The 12,621-nt window shown below is 67.1% G+C and carries 14 protein-coding genes; 6 read left to right on the top strand and 8 right to left on the bottom strand.

Annotated elements, in window-relative coordinates; translation table 11 throughout:
• From ACO6D5_RS18075 to ACO6D5_RS18045, 7 genes are all read right to left on the bottom strand, one after another.
• Positions 1-1,532 (bottom strand): CYTH and CHAD domain-containing protein (locus ACO6D5_RS18075; protein ID WP_485826113.1); only part of this gene is annotated, 1,532 nt, incomplete at its 3' end.
• A gap of 218 nt (positions 1,533-1,750) precedes the next feature.
• The gene (gene phnE, locus ACO6D5_RS18070) at positions 1,751-2,575 is read right to left on the bottom strand and encodes a phosphonate ABC transporter, permease protein PhnE (RefSeq protein WP_485826112.1); all 825 of its coding nucleotides are present in this window, start codon (positions 2,573-2,575) and stop codon (positions 1,751-1,753) included.
• Entirely contained in the window at positions 2,572-3,456 is an 885-nt protein-coding gene (phnE, locus tag ACO6D5_RS18065) for a phosphonate ABC transporter, permease protein PhnE (protein ID WP_485826111.1), read from the bottom strand. Before phnE (ACO6D5_RS18065) ends, phnE (ACO6D5_RS18070) begins: the two co-directional genes overlap by 4 nt.
• Positions 3,453-4,223 carry a phosphonate ABC transporter ATP-binding protein gene (gene phnC, locus ACO6D5_RS18060; protein ID WP_006227608.1) on the bottom strand — a complete coding sequence of 257 codons (771 nt, stop codon included), beginning with the start codon at positions 4,221-4,223 and terminating at the stop codon, positions 3,453-3,455. The genes phnE (ACO6D5_RS18065) and phnC overlap by 4 nt, the downstream gene beginning before the upstream one ends.
• Before the next feature lie 6 nt (positions 4,224-4,229).
• Complete coding sequence (gene phnD, locus ACO6D5_RS18055) at positions 4,230-5,228, bottom strand: phosphate/phosphite/phosphonate ABC transporter substrate-binding protein (protein WP_006227609.1); 999 nt, start codon at positions 5,226-5,228, stop codon at positions 4,230-4,232.
• Positions 5,229-5,423: 195 nt separating this feature from the next.
• Entirely contained in the window at positions 5,424-6,239 is an 816-nt protein-coding gene (locus ACO6D5_RS18050) for an IclR family transcriptional regulator (protein ID WP_485826110.1), read from the bottom strand.
• Positions 6,240-6,251: 12 nt separating this feature from the next.
• Positions 6,252-7,076, bottom strand: coding sequence for an HAD-IIB family hydrolase (locus ACO6D5_RS18045; RefSeq protein ID WP_315845522.1), 825 nt, complete (start codon positions 7,074-7,076; stop codon positions 6,252-6,254).
• A gap of 158 nt (positions 7,077-7,234) precedes the next feature.
• On the opposite strand from ACO6D5_RS18045, the gene ribBA reads away from it, so the two are divergent.
• From ribBA to ACO6D5_RS18015, 6 genes are all read left to right on the top strand, one after another.
• Entirely contained in the window at positions 7,235-8,413 is a 1,179-nt protein-coding gene (gene ribBA, locus ACO6D5_RS18040; protein ID WP_485826109.1) for a bifunctional 3,4-dihydroxy-2-butanone-4-phosphate synthase/GTP cyclohydrolase II, read from the top strand.
• Between the two features lie 10 nt (positions 8,414-8,423).
• Positions 8,424-8,954: a 6,7-dimethyl-8-ribityllumazine synthase gene (gene ribH, locus ACO6D5_RS18035; RefSeq protein ID WP_006227613.1), complete on the top strand. Its 531-nt coding sequence runs from the start codon at positions 8,424-8,426 to the stop codon at positions 8,952-8,954.
• A complete protein-coding gene (gene nusB / locus ACO6D5_RS18030) occupies positions 8,923-9,420 on the top strand; it encodes a transcription antitermination factor NusB (protein WP_315845520.1) in 498 nt (165 codons plus the stop codon). The genes ribH and nusB overlap by 32 nt, the downstream gene beginning before the upstream one ends.
• Before the next feature lie 206 nt (positions 9,421-9,626).
• Positions 9,627-10,592 (top strand): thiamine-phosphate kinase, encoded by a 966-nt coding sequence (gene thiL, locus ACO6D5_RS18025; protein ID WP_315845519.1) that lies wholly within the window; start codon positions 9,627-9,629, stop codon positions 10,590-10,592.
• Between the two features lie 83 nt (positions 10,593-10,675).
• On the top strand, positions 10,676-11,182 hold the full coding sequence (locus ACO6D5_RS18020; RefSeq protein ID WP_315845542.1) for a phosphatidylglycerophosphatase A: 507 nt from the start codon (positions 10,676-10,678) through the stop codon (positions 11,180-11,182).
• A complete protein-coding gene (locus ACO6D5_RS18015) occupies positions 11,179-11,748 on the top strand; it encodes a CinA family protein (RefSeq protein WP_485826108.1) in 570 nt (189 codons plus the stop codon). Before ACO6D5_RS18020 ends, ACO6D5_RS18015 begins: the two co-directional genes overlap by 4 nt.
• A 48-nt stretch (positions 11,749-11,796) precedes the next feature.
• Here ACO6D5_RS18015 and pyrF read toward each other — a convergent pair whose 3' ends face one another.
• Positions 11,797-12,615, bottom strand: coding sequence for an orotidine-5'-phosphate decarboxylase (gene pyrF, locus ACO6D5_RS18010; RefSeq protein ID WP_006227618.1), 819 nt, complete (start codon positions 12,613-12,615; stop codon positions 11,797-11,799).
• Between the last annotated feature and the right edge of the window lie 6 nt (positions 12,616-12,621).

Genomic DNA, 12,621 nt, shown 5'->3' with positions numbered 1-12,621 from the left:
GACTCGTAGTATTCCTTGGCGACGGCCAGGTCGTTGATTTCGCCCAGCACGTCCTGCACCTTGGACAGCAGCTTGCGGTAGCCGCGCAGCTTGCCCGAGGGCAACAGCGATTCCGCGAACGCCAGGCTGTAGCGCAGCCGCTTGCCGCGCTTGCGCAGTTCGTGGCGCGTGGGGATGTCCAACGTGGCGAACTGCGTGCCCTGGTCGGCCACCTTGCTATGCCAACGATGCAGGCGGCGCGCCAACTGCTTGTGCAAGCGCTGCGGATCGGGTTCCGGCGCCAGCATGGGGATGATGGTGGGCTTGACGCTGGGGCCGGCCACGCCGCCTTCCAGGCGGATGGCGGGCTCGGGCGCCGCGTCGCTGGGCGTGCCGTTGGCGATGGTCTGGCCATTGCCGGCAGGCGCGGCGGGCGGCACATCCAGGCTCCACTCCAGCAGTTCCAGCAACCAGGCCTGGAAGGCCTTGCCGCCGGCAATCGTCTGGGCGTCTTGTTCAGGCGGCGCGGCTTCCATCGGAATCACCGGCATGCCGGCGCGGATCAGCGCAGGCGCCACGGTTTCGTTCAGCACGTCCTGGTCGCGGTTGGCGCCGAAGGCGGCAAAGTGCGTGCGCACGCCTTGCAGCATGGTGTCCGGCACCGGCGCGATCCAGCCGTCGAAGAGCTTCCAGGCCGACCGCAGGCGGCGCACGCCCACGCGCAGCTGGTGCACGTGTTCGGAATTGCCGGCGCGGTATACGCCTTCGGTGTCGACCTCGGCCAGTACCGCGGCGTTGCGCGCGATCTGGTCCAGGCATTCCGCCGCGATGCGGCCCATGGCCTGCGACGGGGTCATGTCGTCGCGCAGTTTCACGCCGGCCGCGCCGCGCGGCGCCCAGAACTGGGCGATGGCCTGGGCCCGGCGGGCTTCCAGGTCGTCGCCGGGGATGGCGTCCACATCGGCCAGGCGTTGCGCCAGCTGGGCCAGCGCGTCGCCGCGTTCGGACTTGCTGCGCGGGTCCAGCACGAGGCTGTGGCGTTGCTGCCAGCCGCGCGCGCTGGCAAAGATGGCGGCGGGGCGGCCCGACACCAGTTCGAATTCCAGTTCCGAGATGGGCAGTTCCAACGCGCCGGCGCGCAGGATGCCGGTGTCGTACGCCAGCTCTACGGTGCCGAAGCGCGTGCGGACCTTGCGCAGCAGGCGCTGCACATCGGTTTCGTAGCGCAGGCCCAGTTCGCCCTTGACGGCGGCAAGCGCCGCTTCGACTTCCGTGCCGGCATACACCGACAAGTCCAGCACGGGGCCGGGGCGCGGGTGGTTCAGTTCAATGCGGGTGATGGCGTTGATGCCGGGCATCTTCAGCGTCTGGACCCAGTCGCGGCCTTCCTGGCGCAGCCGGATGGCGATGCGCGCCCGCGCGAGTTCGCGTTCGGGCGTGTCGAAGTACATGGCATGCAAGCGGATGCGCGTGGCCTCGCGTTGCTTGATCTCTCGCAGCACGGCCTGGCGCGAAGCCGTGGGCACGTGCAGTTTCAATTCCTGTTCCGACATGGCGGTGGGTGTCCAACGGCAAAAGCCGAGATCTTAATCAACCGGGGGGCGGGATTTGATGACGGTTCATATTTTGTTCACATTGAGCATAGACGTGAACGCGCGTCGCGGACAAGCGAAGGCGCATGCCAGGCAAGAAAAAACGCCGCCCCTTTTGCAAGGGCGGCGCCAAGGAGCGCTGGTCAGGGGAAACCGACAAGCGTAAAACGGGGACGCGCTTAAAGGATGCGTTTGCGCGCCTGGGTGATGATGATTTCGGCCAATACGACCACAACGAAGATCGCGGCCAGCACCAGCGCGACGCGGTCCCACTGGAACAGGTTCAATGCGGTGTCCAGCGCCATGCCGATGCCGCCGGCGCCCACCAGCCCCAGCACGGCCGATTCGCGCACGTTGATGTCCCAGCGCAGCAGCACGATGGACCAGAACGCCGGACGGATCTGCGGCCAGTAGGCGTACCACAGCACCGATGCCTTGCTGGCGCCGGTGGCGGTCACGGCTTCGATGGGGCCGCGCTGCGCCTCTTCGATGGCTTCGCCCACCAGCTTGCCCACGAAACCGATCGAGCGGAACGCGATGGCCAGCGTGCCGGCCAGGGCGCCCGGCCCGAAGATGGCGATGAACAGCAGCGCCCAGACCAGCGAATTGACCGAGCGGCTGGACACCAGGATCAGCCGCGCCAGCATGTTGATGGTCTTGCTGGGCGTGAGGTTGTTGGCCGCCAGCAGGCCCACCGGCACCGCCATGAAGACGGACAGGATGGTGCCCAGCGTGGCGATGTGCAGCGTTTCGATCAGCGCGTTGTGCACGCCGGCCGGGTAGTAGGCCCAGTCGATCGGCCACATGCGGCGGAACAGGTCGGCCATCTGCTCAGGCGCGTCATACAGGAACTCCGGTATGACTTCCACGCCGCGGATGGCCTGGACGATGGCGGCCACGACCAGCAGGTACAGCGCGAAGCGCAGCAACCGCTGGCCCATGCTGTAGCGCTGCCACACGCGCGGCGAACCCGCCGGGTACAGGGTGGAGGCATGGACGTTCATTCTTCCACCTCCGCCTTGCGCGCCGCCGGCGGCTTGGTCGAGCCGATGCCGCGGGCGCCCGCGATGCGCCCTTGCAGGATGCGGTCAAAGCCCAGGTTGTCCAGGAACACGGCACGCACGAAGCCCGCGATGATTTCACCCAGCATGATGATGGCGATCAGCGTCAGCAGGATGGCGCTGACGAAGTCGTAGTCAAAGCGCTGGAACGCCGAGAACAGCGTGCCGCCCACGCCGCCCGCGCCCACGATCCCCACCATGGTGGAGTTGCGCAGGTTGGAGTCGAACTGGTAGGTCGCAAAGCCGATGAAGCGCGCGAACACCTGCGGCAGCACGCCGAAGATGATCACGTTGGCGAACGAGGCGCCGCTTGCGCGCACGGCTTCCACCTGCTTGAGCGAGATCTCTTCGATGGCCTCGGTGAACAGCTTGCCGATGAAGCCGATGGAGGCCACCGTCAGCGCCAGGATGCCGGCCAGCGCGCCAAAGCCCACGGCCTTGACGAACAGGATGGCGACGATGACCGGGTGCAGGGCGCGGCACAGGGCCACCAGCGAGCGCGCGGGCCAGGATACCCACGCGGGCATCATGTTGCGGGCGCCCAAAAGGCCCACGGGCAGCGCGAACAGGATGCCCAGCACCGAGGCCAGCACCGCGATTTCCAGGCTTTCCGCGATGCCCTTCCACAAGGTCGCGGGCTTTTCGAAATTGGGCGGGAACATGCGCGAAAGAAACGTCGACGCGTGCCCCATGCCGGTTTCAAAGCGCGCCCAGCTGAAATCCAGCTGCGCGCCGGCGTAGATCGTGTAGATCACCAGCAACACCAGGCCCGCCTTGGCGCGCCCGGACATGGCGAAGGGGCGGTTGCCCCGGGGATGCGTCATTCCAGCCAAGACTCGCCTCCGTAGATCGTCTTGAGCATGGTCGCGTCCAGGCCCTGGCCGTCGCCGTCATACACCACGTGTCCGCCGGACATGCCGACGATGCGGGTGGCGTAGCGGCGCGCCAGTTCGACGTCGTGGATGTTCACGATGACGGGAATGCCGGTGGCGCTGCCCTGAACGGACAGCAGCTCCATGATTTCCACCGAAGTCTTCGGGTCCAGCGACGACGTCGGTTCGTCCGCCAGCAGCAGTTGCGGGCGCTGCATCAGCGCGCGGGCGATGCCCACCCGCTGGCGCTGGCCACCCGACAGCGCATCGGCGCGCTGGTCGGCAAAGCCGGCCAGGCCGACCGTATCCAGCAGCTTGTAGGCATGCTCGATGTCTTCGGGTTCGAAGCGGCGCATCCAGGCCTTCAGGGCGGAGGTGTAGCCCAGCCGTCCGGTCAGCAGGTTTTCCATGACGGTCAGGCGTTCGACCAGGTTGTATTCCTGGAACACCATGCCGATGCGCCGGCGCGCGCGGCGCAGCGACGCGCCGCGCACGCGGGCCAGGTCCACGGAACCGTCCTTGGACTGCAGCACGATCTCGCCCTGGGTGGGTTCGATCAGCCGGTTGATGCAGCGCAGAAGCGTGCTCTTGCCGGTGCCGGAAGGGCCGATGATGGCGGTCAGGCCCTGGCCGGCGATTTCAAGGTTGATGCCATTGAGAACCGGCCGGCCGGCCCGGTATTCCTTGACCAGGCCGGAAATGCGTAGCGACGTCGTCATGCTGGATTACTTCTTGCTCTTGGCGGATTCGCGGTCGTAAGCGGCGCGGTTGAAGCTTTCGCCGCCCGATTCAGCCACCTGGCGGACGATGGCCCAGTCCTTCTGATAGGTCACCGGATAGAAGCGGTCGGCGCCGTCGAAGGCCTTCGACATTTCCGCGGGGAAGCGGTAGTCGTAGAAGCACTTGAGCATCTGGTCGCGGAACTTCGGTTCCAGGTCATGCGCGTAGGCGAACGACGAGGTGGGGAATTTTTCGCTCTTGTAGATCACGCGGAAGTCGGCTTCCTTGACCTGGCCGCGTTCGACCATGCGCTTGAACACGTCGGAGGCCACGGCGGCCGCGTCATAGTCGCCGGAGTTCACGCCCATGACGGACTGGTCGTGCTTGCCCGAGAAGACCACCTTGTAGTCCTTGTCCGGCGTCAGGCCTTCCTTGGGGAAGAGCGCCACGGGCGCCATGTGGCCCGAGTTCGACGACGGCGCGGTGTGCGCCAGCTTCTTGCCCTTCAAGTCGGTCAGCTTCTGGTACGGGCTGTCCTTCTTGACGATGACGATCAGGTTGTAGCCCTGGAAACCGTCGGCGTAGCCCTTGACGGCAAACGGCACGGCGCCGGCGATGTTCACGGCGAAGGCGGTGGGGCCGGTGGAGAAGCCGCCCACGTGCAGGCGGCCCGAGCGCATGGCTTCGATTTCCGCGGCGTTGCTTTGCACCTGGTAGAACACGACGCGCTTGCCCGTGCATTCGGACAGGTGCTTGGTGAACGGCTTGAAGATGTCTTCGTAGACGGCGGGGTCTTCGACCGGGGTGTAGGTGAACACCAGGGTCGACGGGGTCTTCTGCTTGGACGCGTCGGTGGGGGTATCGGCCACCAGATCGTTATTGGCGTCGCAATACATCTGGTCGAGGTCGCCCCGGTTGGAGCAGGTGTCGGCGGCATGGGCGGCGGTGCCGCCAACGGCGAACGCGGCCAGGGCGGCCGCTTGCAATAGACGCATTGCGTGCATGGTTTGTCTCCTCTTGTGGGATGAATTTGAATATTTGCTGAATTCAACCACACAAGCGGGGACGGGCACACTTGGGAAAGTCCCTGCCTTTCTTTTCGTCTTTTGTTCGAATTGTTCGCTTTATGTTCGTTTGTTTGCGATCAATCGAACGGGTCCGACGCCGGGTTCGATCCAGGCCCGGGCCAGACCCTCGTTTCAGGCCCGGTAGCCTAGCTTGCGCGAGATCTCCTGCGCGCAGGCCAGCAGCGGCCGGGCGATGGCGCCGTCCCAGCTCACGTCGAACAGGCCCGTGGGCCCCAGGCTGGTGAGTCCCAGGACGATGTTGCCGGTGTTGTCGAACACGGGTACCGACAAGGCGTCCACGCCGGGCAGCGGGTTGCCCAGCGCGCGGGCCATGCCGTGCACGCGGATGTCGGCCAGCTGGGCTTCGATATTGGCGCGCGAGGCCTTGCGCGGGGGCGGCATGCTGGCGATGACGGCCGTGTCGCCTTCTTCGCGGGCGATGTAGTGCTCGCTGACCTTCGGCGGCAGCCAGGCGGCGAATACCAGGCCGGTGGCGGTGTGCAGCATGGACATCACCGTGCCCTTGCGCATGTTCACGTGCACCGGGTAGCTGGCTTCGGTCATGTGGATCATGGTGGGCCCGTGCGAGCCCAGCACCGCGATGCCCAGCGTATGGCCGATTTCGGATTGCAGCTTGGCGATCTCGGGCATGGCGATGCGCACCGGGTCCAGCCGTTGCAGGCTGACCAACCCCATCTGCAAGGCGAAAGGGCCCAGCTCGTACTGGCCGGTGATGGCGTCTTGCTGCACCAGGCCGACGCGGATGAAGCTGACCAGGTACGGATGCGCCTTGGCGGACGTCATGCCGGCGCCGGCGGCCAGGTCGCGCAAGGTCAGGGGCTTGGCGGCGTCGACCAGGGCGGCCAGCAGCGGCACGCCCACTTCGATGGACTGGATGCTGCGGCGGCCGTCGTTGGCGGCGGGGGCGGGAGTCTTGGTGGTGGCCACGGTGTGCGGACCTCAGGCCGGTTGCGCGTGCGGCTGCGGGGCCTGGCGGGCCGCCAGCAGCCGGTTCGCCATTTCGACGAAACCCGCGCCGCCGTGAAAGGCGGCGACAAAGGCGGGGCGATGCGTCAGGCGATGCAGCTGGGCCTGGATGTTGGCTACGCCGACCGAAATCGGGAAGTAGGCGAACATGGGTTCGTCGTTGGGCGAATCGCCAATGAACAGCGTGCTGTCCAGGGCGCTGGCCACGTCCGCGCCGAATTCGCGCTGGAACATGGTGCGGGTCATGGTCAGCTTGTCGTAGTCGCCGAACCAGCCGTTGACGTGGATCGAACTGACTTTGGCCTGGGCGCCGGCGTCGTGGAAGATCTGGACGATCTTGCTGACGGCCGAGTCGGGCAGGGCGGCCACGTCTTCGCAGAAGTCGATGGCCAGGTCGGCCACGCGGTAGTCCTGGTCGCTGGCGACGGCCGAACCCGGCACTTCGGCCAGCACGCGGTCGCGGATCGCGTCCAGCTGCTTGCGGCTGGCCTGGCGCGAGGCGGCGTCCGTCCAGTAGTGGGTAGTCATGCGGCGGGCCTGGCGGTCATAGGCGTAGTAGAAGGCGCCGTTTTCCCCCACCACGGCGCGCACCGGCCACATGCGGGCGATATGGTCGCACCAGCCAGCCGGGCGGCCGGTGATCGGCACCACCTGGATGCCCGCCTGTTCCAGGCGCTCCAGCGCGGCGTAGGCGTCGGCCGGCAGGCGGCCTTCGGTGGTCAGCGTGTCGTCGATGTCGGTCAGGACGACGCGAACCGCCGCGGCGACGGTCAAAGGCATGGCCGCAAGGGCTTGCATGGGGTTTTTCCTCGTTGGGGACGTGATTTTTATGGGGGGATCTCCGGCCGAAAGTTTAACCGGATGCCCCGGCAGGAAGCCGTTCTGGCGGCCCGATAGGGGTTCCGGCGCCAGGGGCGGTAAAATCCGGGCTTTCCCGCCTGGTTTGCGTGCCCGCCATGTCCGTCCAGTTGTCCTCTTTGCCCGGCTCCGAGCCGGAATCCTTCGGCATCGCTTCGGTTGCCGAGATCATCGCCGAGCTGCGCGCCGGCCGTATCGTCATCCTTGTTGACGAAGAAGACCGTGAAAATGAAGGCGACCTGGTCATGGCCGCCGAATTCGTCACGCCTGAAGCCATCAACTTCATGGTCACGCATGGCCGCGGCCTGGTGTGCCTGACGCTGACCGAAGAGCGCTGCCGCCAACTCGAGCTGCCCATGATGGCGGCCCGTAACGGCACGCGATACGGCACCAATTTCACGCAGTCCATCGAAGCCGCCGTGGGCGTCGAAACCGGCATCTCGGCCGCCGACCGCGCCCGCACCATCCAGGTGGCCGTGGCGCGCGATGCCAAGCCGGCGGATCTGGTGCAGCCCGGCCACATCTTCCCGGTGCGCGCGGTGCCCGGCGGCGTGCTGGTGCGCGCCGGCCATACTGAAGCCGGCTGCGACCTGACCGCCATGGCCGGCCTGACGCCCGCCGCGGTGATCTGCGAAATCCTCAAGCCGGATGGCACCATGGCCCGCCTGCCGGACCTGGTGGAATTCGGCCGCCAGCACAACCTGAAGATCGGCACGATCGCCGACCTGATCCAGTACCGCAGCGAGCACGAATCCATCGTCAAGCGTGTGGGCAAGCGTCCCATGCAGACGGCCTGGGGCACCTTCGAGGCCGTGGCCTATGAAGACGCCGCCACCGGCTCCGCCCATTTGGCGCTGGTGCATGGTAACGTGAGCCCCGACGTCGAAACGCTGGTGCGCGTGCACGAGCCGGCCTCCGTGCTGGACGTGCTGGATACCGGCGCCAGCCCGCACAGCTGGGGCGTGGCGCAAGCCCTGCAGGCCATTGCGGCCGCTCCGGCCGGGGTGCTGGTGTTGATGAACTGCCAATCGTCCACTGAGCACCTGTTCGGCCAGATCGCCGGCTGGAACGACCCGAAGGCCCAGGCCGACGCGGCCGCCAGCACGGACCGTTTCGGCCTGCGCACCTACGGCATCGGCGCCCAGATCCTGCGCGACCTGAATGTGGGCCAGATGAGGCTGCTGGCCCGGCCGCGCAAGATGCCCAGCATGGCGGGCTTTTCGCTCACCATTACGGGTTACGATTGCGACCCGCAGAATACTCCCGCAACACACTGAAGGCCGACACATGAACCCTTACATCCTTACCCCCGACCTGAACGGCGAAGGGCTGCACATCGGCATCGTACGCGCCCGCTTCAATGAAGAAATCGGCCAGGCCGAACTCGAAGCGTGCCTGAAGGAACTGGCCGAACTGGGCGTGGACGAGCGCGACGTGATGGTCGCCACCGTTCCCGGCGCCCTGGAACTGGGCGTGGCCCTGTCCCACATGGCCGAAACGTTTGAATTCGACGCCTTGATCGCGCTGGGCGCCGTCATCCGTGGCGAGACCTATCACTTTGAAGTGGTCAGCAATGAAATGGCCATGGCAATCACCCGTATCTCCCTGGAAACCGGCATCCCCGTCGCAAACGGCGTGTTGACCGTCGACACCGACGAGCAGGCGCAAGCCCGCGCCGCCGGCAAGGGCCGCGATTGCGCTCAGGTGGCCGTTGAAATGGCCAACCTGGTGGCGGCGCTGGAACCCGAGGAAGAAGACGAAGACGACGAAGACGAGGACGAAGATTTTGACGACGAAGAAGACGACGACCAGCGCTGATAGCGCGGCGCAAGCCCGCGCCAACGCGCGCAGCGCCCGCCGCCGTGCACGCGAATTCGCGCTGCAGGGCGTGTACGCGTGGCTGCTGCGCGGTGGCGAAGGCACGCAAGACGCCGGCGAGATCGATGCCCACCTGCGCGACACCGAGGATTTTTCCGAGGCCGACGCGCAGTGGTTCAAGACCTTGCTGCACGGTGTCCTGCGCGAAGCGCCCGCGCTGCGCGAGCGTTTCACGCCTTACGTCGACCGCCCGCTGGCCGAGCTGTCGCCCGTTGAGCATGGCATCCTTTTGATTGGCAGCTTCGAACTGATTCATCATGTCGAAGTGCCGTACAAGGTTGCCATCAACGAAGCCGTTGAGCTTGCCAAATCGTTTGGCGGCACCGACGGCTTCAAGTTCGTCAACGGCGTGCTCGACAAGCTGGCCGCCGACGTGCGTGCGAACGAGGTCCAGGCAAAGAGGTAGCCCCCCGAAGCGCTGCGCGCTTCCCCCAGGGGGGCGCCGCTGCGGACCGGCGGAGCCGGCTCCGCGCGGCCCGGATGTGGGGGCACCTGTTTCTTGCGGCGCATGGCCGGGGGCTCCCTCGTCACGCGCGCGACGCATGGTTTTGGGGACTGTACGTCCCGTGTGGGCGTTAATGCCGGCTCGCCGAGCCGGATAGCGGAGTCGCCGTGGCGTCCGAATTCGATCTGATCGCGCGCTATTTCACCCGGACCGCGCCGGCGGGCTTGCTGGGCGTGGGCGACGATTGCGCCTTGTTTCCCGTGCCGCCTGGCGAACAGGTCGCCACCAGCACCGACCTGCTGCTGGAAGGCCGGCATTTCTTTCCCGACGTGGATCCTCGCGCCCTCGGCCACAAGGCCCTGGCCGTGAACCTGTCCGACCTGGCCGCCATGGGCGCCCGGCCCATCGGCTGCGTGCTGGGGCTGGCTTTGCCGCGTCTGGACGAACCCTGGCTGGCCGCGTTCGCGGACGGCTTTCACGCATTGGCCGATGCCCATGGCTGCCCGCTGATCGGCGGCGACACCACGCGCAGCGCGCATGACCTGGCGATCAGCGTCACCGTGTTCGGCGCCGTGCCCGCCGGGCAGGCGCTGCGGCGCGACGGCGCGCAGGCCGGCGACGACATCTGGGTATCGGGCGAACTGGGCGCGGCCGATGTGGCCTACCGCCTGCTGGACGGCCAGTATCCGGCTGACGAGCCCTTGCTGGCTGCCACTCGCGGCGCGCTGGAATGGCCCCAACCGCAGGTTGCCCTGGGGCTGGCGCTGCGCGGTATCGCGCATGCCGCCATCGACCTGTCCGACGGACTGCTGCAAGACCTGGGCCACATCCTGGCCGCCAGCCGGGTGGGCGCTTGCCTGGAGTACGGCCGGATGCCGGTGGCCGAGGCCCTGGCGGGCATGGACGAGGCGCCGCTGCGCCGCGCGGTGCTGGGCGGCGGCGACGTCTATCAGCTGTGCTTTACCGCGCCCGCCGCCCGCCGCGATGCCGTGGGGCAAGCGGCTCGCGCAGCCAATGCCCGCGTGACCCGGGTGGGCCACACGCTGGCGCAGCCGGGCCTGACCGTGCTGGACGGGCAGGGCCAGCCGATGACCGCGCTGCCGGCCGGTTTCGATCACTTTCCCGCGGCCTGATCCGCAGCGGTTCCCTACCGACATTCCCCCTCTATCAACGGCCCAGGAACGCCATGTCCCTTACCGATAAGCCATCCCCGTCCATGCGTGAACGCCGGCGGGCCGTGTATCCGCCCCTGTCCTGGGTGTGCCGCGATCCGGGCCGCCTGATCGCATTCGGGCTGGGCAGCGGCCTCGTCCGGCCGGCATCGGGCACCTGGGGCACCTTGCTGGCCTGGGGTATCTGGGTGGCGGCCGCGCCGGCCGCGTCGGACGTGGCCATCGGCGTGTTCCTGGCGCTGGCTTTTCTGTATGGTTGCTGGGCCTGCCACCGCGTCGGCCGTGAACTTGGGCAGCCGGATCATGTCGGAATGGTCTGGGACGAGATGGTGGCGTTCTGGCTGGTGCTCTGGTTGACCCCCGCCGGCTGGCTGTCGCAGTTGCTGGCGTTCGGGCTGTTCCGCCTGTTCGACATCGTCAAGCCGCCGCCCATCAAGTTCTTCGACGCCCACATCAAGGGCGGCTTCGGCGTAATGTGGGACGATATCGTGGCGGCCGGCTACGCTTTGCTGGTGATGGCGCTGGTCGCGCGCACAGGAGTCTTGGGATGAACGAGCAACAAGAAGCGGGATCGCGGTCGAACCTGTCGGCCGCACAGTTGACCGAAGCCACGACCGTCGGCTTGGCCGAACGGCTGGGCGATTCGATGCGGCGCCATGGCTGGATGCTTGGCACTGCGGAATCATGCACGGGCGGCCTGCTGGCCGGCGCGATGACCTCGGTCGCCGGCTCCAGCGAATGGTTCGAGCGAGGCTTTGTCACCTACAGCAACGAGGCCAAGGTGGAAGCGCTGGATGTTTCCCCCGACGCGCTGCATCACTTCGGCGCCGTCAGCGAACCCGTTGCGCTGGAGATGGCCAATGGCGTGCTGCTGACGTCGCCTGCCGCGGATGTGGCCGTGTCCACCACCGGCATCGCCGGCCCGGGCGGCGCCACGCCGGGCAAGCCGGTGGGCATGGTGTGCTTCGGTTTCGCGATGCGGGTGGGCGACGGCATCACCAGCCGCGCCGTGACGCACGTGTTCCCGGGCGACCGCGCGCAAGTGCGCCAGGCCGCGGTGGAATTCGCGTTGCGGGGATTGCTGGAGTTCGTGGGCGCGCCGGTCAACCGGCGGTAAAGTCGAAAAAAAGGGCTGCCAACAGGCAGCCCTTTTTTCCGACCGGATTCAGCGAACCGCGTTGATCGCGTCGCGCAAGCCCATGGCCGCGCGGCCGGCGGCTTCGCGCCAGTCGTCGCCGCCGCTGGCGTAGATGATGGCGCGCGAGGAGTTGATCATCATGCCGCTGCGGGCGGCGTTGGCGCCGGCGTTCACCGTGGCGGTGATGTCGCCGCCCTGGGCGCCGATACCCGGCACCAGCAAGGGCAGGGCATCGCCGATACGCTGACGCACGGCGGCCAGTTCGTTCGGGAACGTGGCGCCCACCACCAGGCCGCACTGGCCATTGGCGTTCCATTTGTCGGCCACCAGGCCTGCGACGTGCAGGTACAGCGGTTCGCCGTTATCCATCTTCAGGAACTGCAGGTCCGACCCGCCCGGGTTGGACGTGCGGCACAGCACGATCACGCCGCGGTCGCGCCAGGCCAGGTAGGGCTCGACGGAATCCAGGCCCATGTAGGGGCTGACGGTAAGCGCGTGCGCCTGGTAGCGCTCGTAGGCTTCACGGGCGTAGTTCTCGGCGGTGGAGCCGATGTCGCCACGCTTGGCGTCCAGCACGATGGGCAGGTCCGGGTGCTTGTCGCGGATGTGCTGGCACAGCGCTTCCAGCTGGTCTTCGGCGCGGTGCGCCGCGAAGTACGCGATCTGCGGCTTGAAGCTGCAAGCGTAAGGCGCGGTGGCGTCGACGATGTCGCGGCAGAACTGGAAGATGGCGTCCGGCTTGTCCTGCAATTCGCGCGGAAAGCGTTGGGGATCGGGATCCAGCCCGACTTGCAGGAGCGAGTTGCTGGTGGTCCAGGCGTGTTCGAGTTTTTGCAGGAAATTCATGGGGGA

Source organism: Achromobacter sp. (genome assembly GCF_057314935.1).
This window is presented reverse-complemented; position numbering and strand designations above follow the sequence as displayed.

Coding starts and splice junctions, on each gene's coding strand:
- ACO6D5_RS18045 (WP_315845522.1), bottom strand. CDS start 7,076: ATGCAAGCCCTTGCGGCCATGCCTTTGACCGTCGCCGCGGCGGTTCGC.
- ACO6D5_RS18020 (WP_315845542.1), top strand. CDS start 10,676: ATGCGTGAACGCCGGCGGGCCGTGTATCCGCCCCTGTCCTGGGTGTGC.
- ACO6D5_RS18015 (WP_485826108.1), top strand. CDS start 11,179: ATGAACGAGCAACAAGAAGCGGGATCGCGGTCGAACCTGTCGGCCGCA.
- ribH (WP_006227613.1), top strand. CDS start 8,424: ATGAACCCTTACATCCTTACCCCCGACCTGAACGGCGAAGGGCTGCAC.
- phnD (WP_006227609.1), bottom strand. CDS start 5,228: ATGCACGCAATGCGTCTATTGCAAGCGGCCGCCCTGGCCGCGTTCGCC.
- ribBA (WP_485826109.1), top strand. CDS start 7,235: ATGTCCGTCCAGTTGTCCTCTTTGCCCGGCTCCGAGCCGGAATCCTTC.
- pyrF (WP_006227618.1), bottom strand. CDS start 12,615: ATGAATTTCCTGCAAAAACTCGAACACGCCTGGACCACCAGCAACTCG.
- phnC (WP_006227608.1), bottom strand. CDS start 4,223: ATGACGACGTCGCTACGCATTTCCGGCCTGGTCAAGGAATACCGGGCC.
- phnE (WP_485826111.1), bottom strand. CDS start 3,456: ATGACGCATCCCCGGGGCAACCGCCCCTTCGCCATGTCCGGGCGCGCC.
- phnE (WP_485826112.1), bottom strand. CDS start 2,575: ATGAACGTCCATGCCTCCACCCTGTACCCGGCGGGTTCGCCGCGCGTG.